This window comes from Streptomyces sp. Ncost-T10-10d (genome assembly GCF_900091955.1).
Classification (GTDB): domain Bacteria; phylum Actinomycetota; class Actinomycetes; order Streptomycetales; family Streptomycetaceae; genus Streptomyces.
Genome location: NZ_FMDF01000119.1, coordinates 33,573 through 51,654, shown reverse-complemented (window position 1 = coordinate 51,654; position 18,082 = coordinate 33,573). Strand labels below are relative to the sequence as shown.

At 71.3% G+C, this 18,082-nt stretch carries 5 protein-coding genes and 2 pseudogenes; 1 reads left to right on the top strand and 6 read right to left on the bottom strand.

Annotation, left to right across the window (positions count from 1 at the left end; translation table 11 throughout):
* The 6 genes and pseudogenes from GA0115254_RS19370 to GA0115254_RS19350 form a co-directional block, all read right to left on the bottom strand.
* Positions 1–13,277, bottom strand: a 13,277-nt coding sequence (locus tag GA0115254_RS19370) for a non-ribosomal peptide synthetase (RefSeq protein WP_141720862.1), incomplete at its 3' end; no start/stop codon positions are given.
* A 106-nt stretch (positions 13,278–13,383) separates the two neighbouring features.
* Positions 13,384–15,294, bottom strand: a complete 1,911-nt coding sequence (locus GA0115254_RS19365; protein ID WP_256102676.1) for an ABC transporter ATP-binding protein — start codon at positions 15,292–15,294, stop codon at positions 13,384–13,386.
* Entirely contained in the window at positions 15,273–15,677 is a 405-nt protein-coding gene (locus GA0115254_RS46230) for a hypothetical protein (RefSeq protein WP_256102675.1), read from the bottom strand. The genes GA0115254_RS19365 and GA0115254_RS46230 overlap by 22 nt, the downstream gene beginning before the upstream one ends.
* A gap of 170 nt (positions 15,678–15,847) precedes the next feature.
* Complete coding sequence (locus GA0115254_RS19360; RefSeq protein ID WP_093896548.1) at positions 15,848–16,204, bottom strand: DUF5132 domain-containing protein; 357 nt, start codon at positions 16,202–16,204, stop codon at positions 15,848–15,850.
* A 1,033-nt stretch (positions 16,205–17,237) separates the two neighbouring features.
* Positions 17,238–17,651, bottom strand: a complete 414-nt coding sequence (locus GA0115254_RS19355; protein ID WP_093896547.1) for a (R)-mandelonitrile lyase — start codon at positions 17,649–17,651, stop codon at positions 17,238–17,240.
* A gap of 23 nt (positions 17,652–17,674) precedes the next feature.
* Positions 17,675–17,839, bottom strand: a pseudogene (locus tag GA0115254_RS19350) (carboxymuconolactone decarboxylase family protein); the annotation flags it as partial.
* Here GA0115254_RS19350 and GA0115254_RS47225 point away from each other — a divergent pair.
* Positions 17,833–18,075, top strand: a pseudogene (locus GA0115254_RS47225) (transposase); the annotation flags it as partial. The pseudogenes GA0115254_RS19350 and GA0115254_RS47225 overlap by 7 nt on opposite strands.
* Positions 18,076–18,082 lie beyond the last annotated feature (7 nt).

Sequence of the window (18,082 nt, the reverse complement as noted above, 5' to 3'; positions counted from 1 at the left end):
AAAGCCGCATGCAGTTCGGCGTCGATCCGGACGTCGAGCAGGTCGCCGCAGTACGACATGGCGGCCGGACGCGGCCGGTCGACCGGCAGGTGCAGCTGATCGGGCAGCCCGGCCAGCGCCTCGGTCCAGTGGGCGACCTGGCGCGCGAACACACTGTCCGTGTCGTGCTCGTCGCCGAGGATCTCGTGCTGCCACAGGGTGTAGTCGCCGTACGTCACCGGCAGCGCAGGCCATTCGGGCGCCCCACCGTCCCGCCGGGCGGCGTAGGCCGCGGCAAGGTCGCGGGCCAGCGGGCCCATGGACCAGCCGTCACCCGCGATGTGGTGCATCACCACCAGCAGGACGTGTTCCTTCGGTGCGACCGCGAACAGCTCGGCCCGCAGCGGCAGTTCCGACGTCAGGTCGAATGCCCGCACCGCCGCCTCGCGCAGCAGGGCCGGAACCTCCGCCTCGGCGACCGCGCGCACGGCCAGCGGGACGGCGGCCTCGGCGGCGTCCAGCACCCGCTGGTGCGGAACGCCGGCAGTGTGCGGGAAGACCGTGCGCAGGGTCTCGTGCCGGGCCACCACGTCGGCGAACGCAGCGTTCAGCGCGGCCCGGTCGAGATCGCCGGACAGCCGCAGGGCGAGCGGCATGTGATAGGTGGCGCTCGGCGCCCCGAACTGCTGGAGGAACCAGAGCCGGCGCTGCGCGAACGACAGCGGCATGGGCTCGCGGCGAGCCTGGGGAACCAGGGCCTGCCGCGCGGTGCCGGCGTCGGGCAGCCCGGCCGCGAGCCCGGCGGGCGTCGGCGTCCGGAACAGACTGCGCAGCTCCAGCTCGACACCGAGGGTCGCCCGGACCCGCGAGACCAGCCGGGTGGCGAGCAGGGAGTGCCCGCCCAGGTCGAAGAAGTCGTCGTCGACCCCGACCCGCGACGCGCCCAGCACCTCGGCGAACAACTCGCACAAGATCTGCTCCTGCGGCGTGCGCGGCGCGCGGCTGCTCCCAACCGTCCCCGGTTCGGGCGCAGGCAGCGCTGCACGGTCCAGCTTCCCGTTCACCGTCAGCGGCAGCACATCCAGCAACACGAACGCCGACGGCACCAGGTAGTCCGGCACGCGGTCGCGCAGATACGTCGCCAGCGCCGCAGCCGTCGCCCCGGTCTCGGCCGTGGGCACCACGTACGCGACGATCCGGGTCTCGCCCGGCCGGTCCGCCCGGGTGAGCACCGCAACCTGGGAGACACCTGGGTGCGCGGCCAGCTCGGCCTCGATCTCACCCGGCTCGACCCGGAACCCGCGGACCTTCACCTGGTGGTCCACCCGGCCCGCGAACTCCAGCTCGCCGTCGGTGCGCCAGCGGACCAGGTCACCGGTGCGGTACATCAGCGCGCCGGCCGGACCGTACGGGTTGGCGACGAATCGCGTGGCGGTGAGTCCGGGCCGGTTCAGGTAGCCGCGGGCGAGTCCTGCCCCGGCGAGATACAGCTCGCCCGTCACACCGGGGGCGACCGGACGCAAGGCCGAATCCAGCACGTACACCCGGCAGTTGGCGATCGGTCGGCCGATCGGCACCGGCAGCGGGCAGTCGGCGGGGTCGGCCGGCAGCGAGTAGGCGGTGATCACGTGGGTTTCGGCGGGGCCGTAGTGGTTGTGCAGCGCCCGGCCAGGCCACCGGGTCTGGAAGCGGCGTACGGCACCGCCCAGCCGCATCGCCTCGCCGGCCTGCGCGATCAGCCGCAGGTTCGGCAGTACCAGCCCGGCCTCCTCGGCAGCTTCCGCCAGCGCCTCGACCACCAGATTGGGCGCGAACAGCTCCTCTACCCTGTGCCGGTCCAGCCAGTGGGCGAACAACTCGGCACTGCGGCGCTGCTCCTCGGTCGGCACCACGAGGGTCTTGCCGTACAGCAGCGCGGAGAGCGTCTCCTGCACCGAGACGTCGAAGCTGATCGCGGTGAACTGCGCGGTACGCGTGCCAGGTTCACCACCGATGGCCCCGTGGTGCCACGCCAGCAGGTTCAGCAGCCCGGCGGCGGGCATCACCACGGCCTTGGGCCTGCCGGTGGAGCCCGAGGTGTAGATGACGTAGGCCGGGTGCCGCGGGTCCACGGCGACGGCCGGATCGTGCCCCGGCTGCTCCTCGGCCGGTGTGACGGCCGCGAGGTCGTCGAGCACCACAGCCGGTCGCGCGTCCTCCAGCATGTACGCGATGCGGGCGGCCGGGTAGTCCGGATCGATCGGCAGGTACGCCGCGCCCGTCTTGAGGACCGCGAGGACGGCGACCACCAGCTCGGGGGAGCGCGGCAGTCGCAGGGCGACGACCTGCTCCGGTCCCGCCCCGCGCGCGATCAGCGAGTGCGCCAGACGGTTGGCTCTGCGGTTCAGTTCGTGGTAAGTCAGCGCGGTGTCCTCGAACACCACCGCCGGGGCCTGCGGGGTCGCCCGGACCCAGGCCTCGAACAGGGACGGCAGGCCGGCGACGGGAGTCGGGCACGCGGTGTCGTTTCGCACGACCAGCAGCTCGTACCGTTCCTCGGCGGCAAGGACATCGATCCGGCTCAGCGGCCGGTCCGGCTCGGCGACCACCGACGCCAGCAGACGCAGCCACCGGGCGACCAGCGCCTCCACCGTGGCGTGGTCGAACAGGTCGGTGCTGTACTCGACCCGACCGATGATGCCCTCGGCCGACCCGCCGGTGCCGCCGCGCTCCAGCAGGTGGATGGCGAGGTCGAACATCGCCGTGGGCGTCCGCACCAGTACGGTCTCGGCGCTCAGGCCGGGCAGGGCGAACTCGGTGCGGGGCACGTTCTGCAGCGCCAGCATGACCTGGAACAGGGGCTGGCGGGCGAGCGACCGGGCCGGGTTGAGGGCCTCGACGAGGTGCTCGAACGGCAGGTCCTGGTGCGCGTAGGCGGCCAGCGCGTTCTCCCGGACCCGGCCCAGCAGCTCGGCGAAGGTCGGGTCGCCCGAGGTGTCGGTCCGCAGAACCAGGGTGTTGACGAAGAACCCGACGAGGTCGTCCAGGGCCTGGTCGGTCCGGCCGGCGATCAGGCTGCCGACCGGGATGTCCGTTCCCGCGCCGAGCTTGTCCAGCAGCGCCGCCAGCGCGGCCTGCAACACCATGTAGGCGCTGGCCCCGTGCTCCCGGCCCAGGCGGACCAGCCCGGCGTGCAGCTCGGCGTCCAGCTCGAACGCGAGGTGGCCACCGCAATAGGAGGGAGCTGAGGGGCGGTGGCGGTCGGCGGGAAGCCGGATCTGCTCCGGCAGATCGGCCAACTGCCGCGTCCAGTAGGCCGCCTGGCGGGCAAACAGGCTTTCCTGGTCGGCCGCGTCACCGAGCAGTTGTTGCTGCCACAGGGTGTAGTCGGCGTACTGGACGGGCAGCGGCGCCCACTGCGGTTCCTCGCCCCGGCAGCGCGCCGCGTAAGCGGTCGCCAGGTCGGTCGACAAGGGGCCCAGCGACCAGCCATCACCGGCGATGTGATGCACCACCACCAGCAGCACATGTTCCTCCGGTGCCGCCGCGAACAGCTCGGCGCGCAGCGGTGGTTCGGTGGCGAGGTCGAATCCGCGCGCCGCGGCTGCCGCCAGCAGCTCCGGCAGGTCCGTCTCGCCGACCGGGGTGACCCGCAGCTTCGGCCGCACCGCCCCGGGGCCCAGCACCTGCTGGAACGGCACGCCGTCCGCCGCCGGGAAGATCGTGCGCAGGCTCTCGTGCCGGTCGACGACGTCGGCGAGCGCCTTCTCCAGAGCCGCCCGGTCCAGCGGTCCGGTGAGCCGCCATGCCAGCGGCATGTTGTAGATCGGTCCGGCGCCCTCCAGCTGGTGCAGGAACCAGAGCCGCCGCTGCGCGGACGACAGCGGTACCCGCTCGGGCCGCTCCGCCCGGTCCAGGGCGGGCCTGGCTCGGTCGGCGCCACCCAGAACGGCGGCCAGCCCGGCCACCGTCGGGGTTCGGAACAGGGTGTGCAGCGCCAGCTCGACGCCCAGGGCCGCCCGGACCCGGGCCACCAGTCGGGTGGCCAGCAAGGAGTGTCCCCCCAGGTCGAAGAAGTTGTCGTCGACGCCGACCTGCGCCAGGCCCAGGACCTCGGCGAACAGCTCGGCCAGCACCTGCTCCTGCGGAGTGTGCGGCGCCCTGTCGACCCGCGATCCGGTGAACTCCGGCTCGGGGAGGGCACGCCGGTCGAGCTTGCCGTTGGCGGTCAACGGCAGGGCGTCGAGGGCGACGAATGCGGCAGGCAGCATGTAGTCCGGCAGCCACTCGCGGAGGTGAGTGCGCAGTTCCCCCGGCCGAAGCTCAGCGCCGGTGGCGGGCACCAGGTAGGCGACCAGGCGGGTGTCCTCCGCCTGGTCCTTCCGGGCGATCACCGCAACCTGGCCGACCTGCGGGTGTTCAGCCAGCGCTGTCTCGATCTCGCCGAGTTCGATCCGGAAGCCGCGCACCTTCACCTGGTCGTCGGCGCGGCCGAGGTACTCCAACTGGCCGTCAGCGCGTCGGCGCACCAGGTCGCCGGTGCGGTACATGCGTTCACCTGCCGTGCCGAACGGGCAGGCAACGAACCGCCCCGCGGAGAGCCCGGGCCGGTTCAGGTAGCCGCGCGCGAGCCCCGGGCCGGCCACGTACAGCTCCCCGGTCACCTCCGGTGGCACCAGGCCCAGCCGCTGGTCCAGCACATACGCCCGGAACCCGGCGACGGCACGGCCGATCGGCGGCACGCCCGACCCCGGCGACAGCGGCTCGCTCATCGTCGCGATGACCGTCGTCTCGGTCGGACCGTACGCGTTGACCATCTGCCGCCCTGGCGCCCATCGCACGACCAGCTCCGGCGGGCACGCCTCACCTGCAACCGCCAACGTCGGCACTGCCACCGCGTCCGGCGACAGCGCCGCCAGCACGGACGGCGGCACCGTCGCATGGGTGAGAGCAAGGCTCGGGTCGGTCAGCGCGGAGACCGGCTCGGTCGCGGGTGCCGGCACAAGGGCGGCACCGGTGAGCAGGGCGCCGCACAGGTCCCACAGCGAGACGTCGAAGCTGGGCGACGAGAACTGGAGCACCCGGCTGGCCGCGTCGATGCCGAGCCGTTCGACCTGCTCGGCCACCATTCCCCGCAGGCCCGCGTGGCTCACCACCACGCCCTTGGGCCGTCCGGTCGAGCCGGACGTATAGATCACGTACGCCGAGTGCCGGGCGTCCACCACCACGGCAGGATCGGTATCAGGCCACTCGGACACGTCGGCCACCGTCGCCGGGTCGTCGACCACCACGGTCGGCCGTGCATCCTCCAGCATGAACGCGATCCGCGACTCCGGATACGCCGGATCCACCGGCAGATAGGCGGCTCCCGTCTTCAGGACGCCCAAGACGGCCACCACGAACTCCACCGACCGCGGCAATGCCACCGCCACGATCTGCTCCGCACCCACACCCCGCGCGATCAGCGCATGCGCGAACCGGTTCGCCCACGCATTCAGCTGACTGTACGTCAACTCCGTGCCAGTGGAGGCCAGAGCAACGCCCTCGGGCGTCGCCGCCACCTGCGCCGCGAACATCTCCGGCAGGCTCGCGGCGACCGCCTCGCCCTCCACGGCGGGCAGCAGCTCGCAGCGCTCCTCGACGGACAGCAGATCGACGCGGCTGAGCCGCTGCTGCGGGGCGGCGACGGCCGCCCTCAGCAGCCGCTTCCAGCGCGCGACCATCGTATCGACGGTGGTCGGATCGTACAGATCGCTCGCGAACTGGACGAACGCGTCGATCCCGTCCGGGGAGCCGTCTCCGGCGTGTCGCTCGGACAGCGAGAAGACCAGGTCGAACTTGGACGTGGTCGTGGTCAGCTCCACCTCGTCGACGCGCAGCCCGGGCGGGGCGAAGTCGGCCCGGGGCGCGTTCTGCAGCACCAGCATGACCTGGAACAGCGGGTGATGCGCCAGCGACCGCACCGGATTGAGGGCCTCTACGAGGTACTCGAACGGCAGGTCCTGGTTGGCGTACCCGGCCAGCGCGGTGTCCCGCACCCGGCCCAGCAGCTCGGCGAACGTCGGATCGCCCGAGGTGTCCGTACGGAACACCAGGGTGTCGACGAAGTAGCCGACCAGCTCGTCGAGTGCCTGGTCGGTCCGGCCGGCGACCGGGCTGCCGACCGGGATGTCGTCGCCCGCGCCGAGCTTGCTCAGCAGCGCCGCCAGCCCGGCTTGAAGCACCATGAACAAACTGGTCCCGTGCACACGGGCGAGCTCGCGCAGGCCACGGTGCAGTTCCGCGTCCAGCCCGGCGTGCACGAGGCCGCCCCGGTGCGAGGCGACCGCCGGGCGGGGCCGGTCGCCGGGCAGCCGGAGCTGCTCCGGCAGGTCGGCCAACTGCCTGGTCCAGTAGGCCGTCTGGCGGGCGAACAGGCTTTCCCGGTCGGCTGCGTCGCCGAGCAGCTCGTGCTGCCACAGGGTGTAGTCGGCGTACTGGACCGGCAGCTCCGCCCACTGTGGCTCCTCGCCGCGGCAGCGCGCCGCGTAGGCGGCGGTCAGGTCCTGTGCGAACGGGCCCAGCGACCAGCCGTCACCCGCGATGTGGTGGAGCACCACCTGGAGCACGTGCTCGTCCGGCGCGAGCTCGAACAGACCGACGCGCAGCGGCAGATCGACCGCCAGGTCGAACGGTCGGGCGTTCGCGGTCGCCAGCACGTCCGGCAGCCCGGCCTCGGTGGTCCGGCTCACATCCAGCCGCGGGCAGCCCGCCGCGACGTCCAGCACCTGCTGGTACGGCACGCCGTCCACCGCCGGGAAGACGGTGCGCAGGCTCTCGTGCCGGGCCGCCACGTCCGCCAGGGCGGCTGTCAGGGCCCGCCGGTCCAGATTCCCGGACAGCCGCCATGCCAGGGAGATGTGGTAGTTCGCGTCGGCACCCTCCAGCTGGTGCAGGAACCAGAGCCGCCGCTGCGCGAACGACAGCGGGATCCGTTCGGGACGCGGGTGGGGCACCAGGGCCGGCTGCGCCTGGCGGGCACCCGCCAGCGCGGAGGCCACGCCGGCCGGGGTCGGGGTCTCGAACAGGGTGCGCAGCTCCAACTCCACTCCCAGGGTCGCGCGGACCCGGGCGGTCAGGCGGGTCGCCAGCAGCGAGTGCCCACCCAGATCGAAGAAGCTGTCCTCGACACCGGCCTCGGCCACCCCGAGGACCTCGGCGAACAGCTCGCACAGGATCTGCTCCTGCGGCGTACGCGGCGCGCGGCCGGTGTTCGTCGGAGCGAGGTCGGGCGCGGGCAGCGCACGTCGGTCCAGCTTGCCATTGGCGGTCAGCGGCAGGCTTTCCAGGGTGACGAACGCGGCCGGCACCATGTACTCCGGCAGCCGCTCCCACAGGTGCTCGCGCAGTTCGGCCGAGCGCGGGGCGGCACCCGGGGCGGCCACCAGGTACGCGACCAGCCGGGTGTCGTCGGCCCGGTCCTGCCGCGCCAGGACGGTGGCCTGGGTGACTCCGGAGTGCGCGGCGAGCGCCGCCTCGATCTCGCCGAGTTCGATCCGGAAGCCGCGGACCTTCACCTGGTCGTCGGCCCGGCCCACGAACCGCAGGCTGCCGTCCGCACACCGGCGCACGACGTCGCCGCTGCGGTACATGCGCCCACCGGCCGGCCCGAACGGGTCGGCCACGAAGCGCCCGGCGGTCAGACCGGGCCGGTTCAGGTATCCCCGGGCCAGCCCGGCGCCCGCGACGTACAGCTCGCCGGGCACGCCCGGGGGCACCGGCCGCAGGTGGGCGTCCAACACGTACGTACGCAGGTCCGGAATGGCCGCGCCGACCTGGCCGGTGACGCCGGACCGGTCGAGCGCGGCGTAGGTCACGTGCACGGTGGTCTCGGTGATGCCGTACATGTTGACCAGCAGCGGCGCGTCGTCCGGGTGTCGCTCGTACCAGCTCGTCAGCCGGGTGTGCTCCAGCGCCTCGCCACCGAACACCACGGTGCGCAGGGCGAGCGAACGGCCGGTCTCCGGTGCCTCCTCGTCCGCTTGCATCAGCTGGTAGAAGGCGGACGGCGTCTGGTTGAGCACCGTCACCCGCTCACGTGCGAGGAGCTCCAGGAACCGGTGGGGCGAGCGGCTGGTCTCGTGGTCCACGACCACCAGACGGCCGCCGTACAGCAGCGGGCCCCACAGCTCCCACACCGAGAAGTCGAAGGCGTAGGAGTGGAAGAGGGTCCAGACGTCCTTGGCGGAGAAGTCGAACAGCTCCTGGGTGGTGCCGAACAGCCGCACCACGTTCCGGTGCGGGACCACGACGCCCTTGGGGTTGCCGGTGGACCCGGAGGTGTAGATGACGTAGGCGGGGTGGCCTGGATCGAGCGGGATCTCCGGGTCGGTGTCCGGCAGTCCGTCCAGGTCGGCGGCGTCCAGCAGGAGCCGTTCCACCGGTTCTGCGCCCGGCAGTTCACCGATCCCACCCGTCGTCACGAGCAACGACGGCCGGGCGTCCTGAAGCAGGTAGGCGATCCGGGCGGCCGGGTACTGCGGGTCCACCGGAACGTAGGCGGCTCCCGCCTTGAGGACCGCAAGGACCGCCACTACCAGCTCGGCCGAGCGCGGCAGGGCCAGCGCCACCAGCTGCTCCGGTCCCACGCCCCGGGCGATCAAGGCGTGTGCAAGCCGGTTGGCTCGGGCGTTCAACTCGCCATATGTCAGGGTGACTTCGCCGCTCACCACTGCGACCGCCGCCGGGTTCGCCCGTACCTGCTGCTCGAAGAGCGTGGTGATGCCGCTCTCCGGCAACTCTCCGCTCGGGTCGACGACGGCCGGCAGCAGCGCGCGGAGCTCGTCGGCGGACAGCACGTCCACTTGGCCGATCGGCCGACCGGGGGCGGCCACCACGGCGCGGAGCAGCCGCAGCCACCGATCGACGATCCCCTCCACGGTGGCTGCGTCGAACAGGTCGGTGCTGTACTCCACCAGGCCCGACAGCCCGTCCTCGTCGGGCTTTTCGGCCAGCATGAAGGTCAGGTCGCACTTGGCCGTCCCGGTGTGCACCAGGTCTGCTTCCACCCGCAGCCGCGGCAGGTCGAATGTGCCGAGCGGAGCGTTCTGCAACGCGAGCATGGTCTGGAACAGGGGGTGGTGTGCCAGCGACCGGGTCGGGTTCAAGGCCTCTACGAGGTGCTCGAACGGCACGTCCTGGTGCGCGTACGCGGCCAGCGCGTCGGCGCGCACCCGGCCCAGCAGTTCGGTGAACGACGGGTCGCCTGAGAGGTCGGTACGCAGCACCAGAGTGTTGACGAAGAAGCCGACCAGGTCGTCCACGGCCTCGTCGGTGCGTCCGGCGATCGGCGTGCCGATCGGGACGTCGGTGCCCGCGCCGAGCTTGCCCAGCAGGGCGGCCAGCCCGGCCTGGAGCACCATGAAGAGGCTGGCCCCGCCGTCACGGGCGAGCGCGCGCAGGCCCTGGTGCAGTTCGGCGTCGATCCGCACCAGCAGATGGGCGCCCCGGTGGGACATCGCCGTCGGCCTGGGCCGGTCGAAAGGCAGCTCGACCTGCTCGGGCATGTCCGCCAATTGCTTCCGCCAGTAGACCAGTTGACTGCTCACCAGGCTGTCCGGGTCAGCGCCTTCCCCGAGCAGCTCCCGCTGCCAGAGGGCGTAGTCGGCGTACTGGACCGGCAGCGGAGACCACTCCGGCTTCGCCCCCTCGGACCGGGCTGCGTAGGCGGTCGCCAGGTCCCGTGAGAGTGGTCCCATCGACCAGCCGTCACCCGCGATGTGATGCACCACCAGCAGCAGCACGTGCTCGTCGGTTCCCAGTTGGAACAGTTCGGCGTGCAGCGGCGGCCCCTCGGAGAGCTCGAAGCCGTGCCGGGCCGCCGCCACCAGCCGATCCGGCAGGTCGCCCTCGCCGACCTCGGTCACCCTCAGTCGCGGCCGTGCCGCCTCGAGGTCCATCACGCACTGGCACGGCACCCCGTCGACCACGGGGAAGGCGGTGCGCAGGCTCTCGTGCCGCTCGACCACGTCCGCCAGAGCGGCTTCCAGGGCCCGCTGGTCCAGGTCACCGGACAGCCGCAGCGCCAGCGGGATGTTGTATGTGGCGCTCGGGCCCTCCATGCGGTGCAGGAACCACAACCGGCGTTGCGCGAAGGACAGCGGGATCGCCTCGGGCCGCTCGCGCCGCCCCGGCGCCGGCCGCGCCCGGCCCGCGCCGTCCACCGCCGCCGCCAGTTCCGCCACCGTCGGTGCGTCGAACAGGTCACTCAACCTCAGCTCCACGCCCAGCACCGACCGCGCCCTGGCGACCAGCCGGGTGGCCAGCAGCGAATGCCCGCCGAGGTCGAAGAAGCTGTCGTCCGGCCCGGCCACGGCCACCCCGAGCACCTCGGCGAACAGCCCGGCCAGTAGATGTTCGGTCGCGGTGCGTGGTGCGCGGCCCGGGGCGGCCGAGGCTTGCTCGGGGGCCGGAAGGGCCCGTCGGTCGAGCTTCCGGTTCGGCGTCAGCGGCAGTGCGTCCAGCATCATGAACGCGGTGGGCACCATGTACTCCGGCAGCTGCTCGCGCAGGTGCTCGCGCAGCGCGGGCACGGCCACCGTGGTGCCGGGTGCCGGAACGAAGTAGGCGACCAGCCGGGTGTCCTCTTCGGCACGCACCACAACGGCAGCCTGGGCGACCTGCGGGTGCTCGACAAGCACGGCCTCGATCTCGCCGAGTTCGATCCGGAATCCCCGGACCTTGACCTGGTCGTCGGTACGGCCGAGGAACTCCAGGTTCCCGTCCGAGCCCCACCGCACCAGGTCGCCGGTGCGGTACATCCGCGAGCCGGCCGGCCCGAACGGGTCGGCCACGAAACGCTCGGCGGTCAGACCCGGCCGGTTCAGGTAGCCCCGTGCCAGGCCTGCGCCGGCGATGTACAGCTCACCCGCCTCGCCCGTGGGCATCGGCCGCAGCGCGCCGTCCAGCACATGGAGCCGGGTGTTGCCGACCGGCCGGCCGATCACCGGGCGCCGGCTCGACTCCAGCAGCGCGACGACCGAGTTCACCGTGCACTCGGACGGCCCGTAGAGGTTCACGCAGGACACCCCGTCGGCCGCGCGCAGCCGCTCCCACAGCTGATCCGGGACGGCCTCCCCGCCTGCTGCGACCATCACGGGACGCTGCGGATCGTCCAACATCCCCTGTGCGACCAGAACTTGGAGGTACGACGGGGTGGCCTCGACGAAGTCGAGGCGGCAGCGCCCGACGTAGTCGACGAAGGCGTCCGGGTCGGTCCAGGTCGCCTGATCCAGGACGTGCAGCTCGTGGCCCGCGAACAGGCTGAGCAACTGGTTCCAGGACGCGTCGAACGAAACCGATGTGGTGAGGGCCACGCGGAGCCGGCGCCGTTCCACGAGCAGGGGTGGGTACAGTGCCCGCTGCTGGTCGGCGAACAGGTTGAGCAGGCCGCCGTACGTCGGCACCACGCCCTTGGGCCGCCCGGTGGAACCGGAGGTGTAGATGATGTAGGCCGGATGCTCCGGTTCCACGGCCACCTCAGGATCCGCTGCCGGGCAACCCGCCACCATGGCCGCGGTCTCCGGGGCGTCGACCACCAGCCGCTCCGCGGAACCGGCCTCGGGCAACCGGTCGCGGGTGCGGGAGTCGGTCACCACCAGGACCGGCCGAGCGTCGTCGAGCATGTACCCGATCCGGGCGGCGGGGTACTCCGGATCGACCGGAACACAGGCGGCTCCGGCCTTGAGCACCGCAAGGATGGCCACCACCAGTTCCGCCGAGCGCGGCAGCGCCACCGCGACCAGCCGCTCCGGCCCAGCCCCGCAGGCGATCAGGGCATGCGCCAGCCGGTTCGCCCGCGCGTCCAGCTCCGCATACGTAAGCGACGCGTCCGGCCCCACCACCGCGACCGCCTCCGGCGTCGCCCGCACCTGCGCCCGGAACACCTCCGGCAGACTCTCGGCGCGGACCTGGACCGCCGGACCGGTACCCAGCGCCAGCAGCTCACGCTCCTCGCCCGCGGCGAGCAGGCCGATCCGGCCGACCGGCTCCTGCGGGTCGCAGTGCGCGACGGTGTCGAGCAGCGCGATCAGACGCTGTTGGTGGACGGTGAGTTCGTCATCGCCCCAGCTCTGGGGCGCGCCCTTGAGTTCGACCTGGAGTTCGTTGTCTCCCCGTCGGCCCGTGATCCAGAGGGCCAGCCCGGTGGTCGGTTCCGGGAGCAGGTAGCGCAGCGTGGCGGGGTGCCCGGCGAAGCTCGGCGCGGAGTCGAAGACCAAGATGTTGACGACGAGTGGGAACGCCGCCCCGGGGGCGCCGGGAACGCCGAGGTCCCGGAACAGGTCCTCGCTGCGGTAGCGCTGGTGCGCGAGGGCCGCGTCGGCCTCCCGTGCCACCTCGGCAACGAGGTCGTGCCACCGCGTGTCCGGCCGCATCGGCAGGCGCAGGGGCACCACGTTCGCCATCGTGCCGGGCGCGGACAGCAGGGCGCGTTCGGCCCCCTCGCGCCCGGTGACGGGAAGGCCGATCAGAACGTCCCGGTCCCCGGTGAGCCGGTGCGCGTAGAGAGCCGCCGCCGCGATCAGCGGGCGGGACCAGTGAACCTCGGTCTGCGCTCCCCCCGCTCGCAGCGCGTCCACGCGGAGCACCGCCGGTTCCACCGCGGAACGCAGGCCGCTCCCGCTACGCGAAGCCCGTCCGGTGAGCCGAGTGGGTTCTGGCAGGCCGGCGAGCCGCTCCGTCCAGTACGACCGATCGGAGGCGCACTGCTCCGAGGCATGGTAGTCGGCCTCACTGCGGAGCAGGTCGTCCAGCGAACGGAGCGGCGACGGCGGAACCGGGCCGCCCGAGGCCAGCGCCGTGTACATCCGCGTGACCCGCCGCCGGACGAGGGAGAGGCCGAACCCGTCCATCACCAGGTGGTGGTGGTTCTGGTACAGGAGGTGGTGCACCGGCGAGAGGCTGATCAGTGCGAAGCTGAAGAGCGGATCGCGGGTGAGATCCAGCGGACGCATCCGGTCCCGGGCCATCCATGCCAGGGCCGCCGCCCGGGGTTCGCGCTCCGAGCTCAGGTCGAGCCGGGTCGGTTCCCAGTCCCATGCCGCACGGACGACCTGGCGTGGCTCCTGCCCGTCGTGGACGAAGGTCACGTGCAGCGCATCGATCTCGTCGACGACCCGACGCAGCGCGGTCTCGACGAGCTCGGCGTCAACCGGGCCGTGGACCTCCAAGTATTCGCCGATGCGGTAGGCGTCGGGCGCTGTCCGCGCGCGCTGCTCGGCGAGCCAGATCTCACGCTGGGCCGCCGTCAGGGGAAAGGAGTCGCCATCGCGACGGGACATGGGGGTACCTCCAGGAGTGTGGGCAGGCGTGTGCGCAGGGCGCGCCGAGACGCGCCGACCGCGGTGACGTCACGCGGTCGGCGGTCGGATGGCGCGGCAGTTGCGGTCAGGCGGCGAGTTCGCCGGCCTGGAGCTGCCAGAGGGATGCGTAGAGTCCGTGCTGGGCGAGGAGTTCGTCGTGGGTGCCCTGCTCGGCCACGACTCCGCCCTTGTCCATGACGTAGATCCGGTTGGCGTGGCGGACCGTGGAGAGCCGATGGGCGATGATCACCATGGTCCGGTCGGCCGCGAAGACGCGGAGCGTGCGCTGGATGGCGGCCTCGGTCTCGTTGTCGACGGCTGAAGTGGCTTCGTCGAGGACAACGACCGGCGCGTCCTTGAGGATCGCGCGCGCCAGCGCGATCCGCTGCCGCTGCCCGCCCGAGAGGGCGGCTCCGCGTTCGCCGATCACCGTGTCGTAGCCGTCCGGCAGCGTCGCGATGAAGGTGTGTGACTCGGCCATCATGGCCGCCTCGACCACGGCCTCGTCGGAGGCGCCGAAGCTGCCGTAGCGGATGTTGTCGGCGATGGTGCCGTCGAAGAGGAAGGGGTCCTGGGCGACGAACCCGATCGCGTGGCGCAGATCGTGCCGCGGCAAGTCGCGCACGTCCCGCCCGTCGAGCAGCACGCTGCCGAACTCCGCGTCCTGGAATCGCATCAGCAGCTTGGCGATCGTCGTCTTGCCCGAGCCGGTGGCCCCGACAAGGGCGGTGACCTGCCCGGCGGGGATGGTCAGCGAGAGGTCCTCCAGCGCCGGCGGCCGACCGGGGTAGGCGAAGGTCACGTTGTCGAGGACGATCTCTCCGTGCACCTTCTCGACGTCGAGCGGTTCGCCGGTGCCGTCGGTCTCGGCGGGCAGGGCCCGCAGCCGCTGGACCCGGTCGTAGGCGGTGATCGTGCGCTGGTACTGGTCGACGATGCCACCGAGCCGGTTCATCCGCAGCAGCACCATCTGGGGCAGCCCGATCAGTGGACTGAACACCTCGAACGACAGGCTGCCGTTGAGCACCGACCGGCCGCCGATCAGCAGGGTGCCGGCCATCGAGCTGGTCGTGCAGACCCGGACGATCTCGGCGTGGCGGATCGTGCTCCGGTCGGTCTGCTGGTTGCTCTCCTGAGCCTCCCCGCTCAGCCGGTCGATGCGCTCGGCCTCGTAGTCCTCGGTGCAGAAGCTCTTGACGGTGGCGCCGGCCTCCAGCGTGTTCACCAACTGGCTGTGCAGCCTGGCGCGGTGCTCGCCGGAGACGGCGTAGTCGGCCGCGACTTTGTCCTGGTAGCGGACCGACAGCCAGGCGATGACCGGGATGGGCAGGAACGCGATCCAGGCGATCTGCGGTGCCAGCAGCAGGAACAGCGGCACCAGGAGGACCAGGCTGGTGGCCAGTTGCAGCAGGTCGTTGGCCGAGGTGGCGAAGAAGGTGCCCAGCTGGCGGACGTCGTCCGTGAGCGCGCCGGCGATCCGGGTGGTCCGTTCGCCCTCCAGGTGCCGCAGTTCGAGGTGCTGCACATGGGCGTACGTCCGGTTGCGCCAGTCGTGCTCGATGTCCTGGCCGAGCTGGCGCCACTGGAGGTTCGAGGAGTACGAGAGGGCTGCCACGGCGGCACAGGCTGCTGCCACCAGCCCTGCCAAACCCCATAGTTGCGCGGACGCGGTCGTCAGGCCGAAGCGGACGAGCGGCGCGGCCTCGCCCTTGATGAGGACCAGAGCGGTCCAGCCGAGGAAGGTACCGAGCGCCATCTCCGAGACCTGACAGGCGACCGACAGTGCGGAGGCGCGGTAGAGATGCCGGCGGTGCGGCTCGACAATCTCCAGCAGGGGGTGTCGTTCAGCTCCTGTTCCGGGCAGGTCCCGGGTCACGTCGACCGTTCTGCGCCAGGCCGTCCGGACAACGGCCGCGGTCGCCGCCGCCACTCCGCCCAGCGCCACCAGCTGTTTGCTGAGCGCCGACCCGCGGATCAGGGCGATGCCGGCCGCCACCCCACCCCGACGGCGAGCACGGGGCGCACAACGCCGCGATCCGCGCGCGGGGCGGGCTCGGCGGCGGGCCGTGCTGGGGCCGGACGCCCCGCTCCGGCCGAGCCCTCCACGACCAGGGTGACGGCTCTGCGGACGAGCCGGCCAACGTCCGCGGCTTTCACCCGCGCGTCGTGCCGGACCAGGACCCCGCCGGTGATTGGACTGGCCTGCGCCTCGGTGATGCCGGGAAGGCGTCGCAGGGTCGCGGCGAGGACTTCTGCCGCCTGAGGCCGTCCGAGAACCGGCTTGACGTCCCAGCGCTGACGGCCCGGAATGACCGAACGCGGCCGCACGTCCAAATCCACGGAGCGATATCCGGCTGCGGCACCCAGCAGAGATGGCATGTGTACGATCACCTGTTTGTGAAGGTCGCAAAAATCGTCACCAGCACGACGGATCAATGCGAAAGAGCGGAATATCTGGGGAAATCGATGCGGCCGACAGATCCTCGGCGGACCGTCACTCGGGCATATTTCTCCGAGCCCGGGTGGCGGCCGGGCCGCCGGACAAACCGTCAGCGGGGCTTGCCGGCGCCGACGCTCGCGCGGATCTTCGGAGCCCTCGCCTCGCCCTCAGCCTTGGCGGCGGCCTCGTCCTTCGCACCCTCCGGGGCGCTGCTCTCGGATGCCTGCTGACCGTCCCCCGAACGGGCTTCGACGTCACCGGCCGCGATCTGCGCCGCCACCATCTCGGCGGCCACCTCGGCCGCAAGGTCGTGGATGTTCTCTCCGGCCTCAAGGGTCGCCTTCTTCACCTCAACGGCGAGACCGACGGATGCCTTGACGACGCCGCGCATCAGCGGCTTGAGGAGACGCCTGGCCAGTGGAGCGGCGATGAGGCCGAACAGGAAGGGCGGTACTACGGGCGGCATGATGCTCCATCTTCGCTACGCATACGTATGACAGGGACCTCGGGCACTGCGCACCCGAAACAGTGCACAGATGCGCGGGCGGAAGCACCCATTTCCAGAATTCGCTTTCCCTGCTGGATCGAATTCCTCGTCGATGGGGTCCAGTACCCGCTCTTCCGCCACCGTAGTGGAGCCATGTGCATCGAGGCCAAATCGTTTCGACCGGTTTCACTCATGTGAGTGCTCTTGATCTTCCCGAGCAACATTGATTGTTGTGCGCACACTCACCGAACGTTCTATTGGACCGATTTTCCTACGTACCGATCACTGCCGAGTTCGCATTCACCCGCCGCCGCAGGGCGGGAAACGGCAGCCCGCCCCCAAGTACGGCTTCGTGGAGCCAGACATGGCGCTTCCCGGGGAGTAGATGCAGGCCGCGGACGCGCGCATGAGTCCGTTGTCCCGTCAGATGCCGAAGAGCCCCGCCGGAGCAATCCGGCAGGGCTTCGTCGTCTTGCGCGCTCTCACGCAGGTCTCACCAACTGTGCGGACTCCCCCGGACCGGGAGGCCTTGAACTGGCATGACGCGCTTGCCCTGGATCGACTGGACGTCCCTGAGCGGTCGTTACGACCTGTGCCAGGTGGGACCTCGAAGCTCAAGGACAGTGGTCACCATCCCGTGCGGCCTGTCTCGCTATCCGTGACCGGATACAGATGCCGTCGGAAGCATGGGCCCCTCCAGGGCGGCATGGGTGTCCATGCCGACGGGCTGGGCGTCAGCGTTCCCCACGCCGGTACAGAAGTCCGGCCTGGGCGTAACAACGCACCACAAGCCCTCACGCTGCGGCCCGCCAACTCGGTACATTCTTCAGGCGTGCCACGACATGGTCGCGTCCGGCTTCGACCGCTTTATGGCGCCGGGCGGCAGCCAACCAGGAGTGGCGTTCATCGAAGTCGACCACCAAGCAGCGCAGGGGCGAAGGTCCATTCAAGCAAGGACCCGGCCCGGGGAACAGCATCGATCGTGATCCGGACCATTCTCTCGCATTGGCTCTCAGCGGGTGACGGTGGCGAGCGCTTTGGCGTACTGCTCGTCGGTCACCGGTTCCAGCCAGGTGGTGCCGTCGCCGTCGGCATCGCCGACGACCATGGCGATGTGCGTCATGAGGGTGGTGTCGGTGCCGCCGTGCCAGTGCTCCTCACCGGGCGGGCACTTGACGGTCTGGCCGGCGCTGACGCGTACGACGTCACCGTCACGGGTACCGACGAGGCCGACACCGTCGGTGATGTAGAGGGTCTGGCCGTTGGCATGAGAGTGCCAGTTGGTGCGGGCACCGGGGGTGAAGCGGACCAAGGCGGTCGCCAACCGGGCCGGCTCAGCGGGGGTCTCGATCATGTTGAGGTACACATCGCCGATGAAGCGCTCGGCGGGGGCCTTGGCGGTCGGGGTCTGCGTGACGATTTCCACGGAAGGTGTTCCTTGCTGTGCGGCTACGGGGCAGTGGTGTGCGGGTGCCAGGCGTCGCGCTCTTCGGTGAGCTTCTTGAGATGGTTCATCGCAGTCATGGCGTTGGGCCAGCCGGCGTAGAAGGCCAGGTGGGTGATGGCCTCGGAGAGCTCTTCGACGCTCAGGCCGTTCTCCAGCGCCACGCCCAGGCCCGCCCGACAAGCTCACTCCCACCCGAGCCCGCCACGATTTCCGGCACCTCCGCCCGAAGGCGGCCTGTCCTGCCAGAGCACCGAAATTCTCCCGCCCCGGCCCAGGACGGCCATCCGGTCGCAAGAACACCTGGCCCACACCGCGCTACGACGTGCACGCCGTCGGCCAACCGGGCCCCGCACAACGACGGACGAAGAAGTCAACAACCCCGCGTCCGCGCCGCACAGGTTGAAGATCAA

Coding starts and splice junctions, on each gene's coding strand:
- GA0115254_RS46230 (WP_256102675.1), bottom strand. CDS start 15,677: ATGCCATCTCTGCTGGGTGCCGCAGCCGGATATCGCTCCGTGGATTTG.
- GA0115254_RS19360 (WP_093896548.1), bottom strand. CDS start 16,204: ATGCCGCCCGTAGTACCGCCCTTCCTGTTCGGCCTCATCGCCGCTCCA.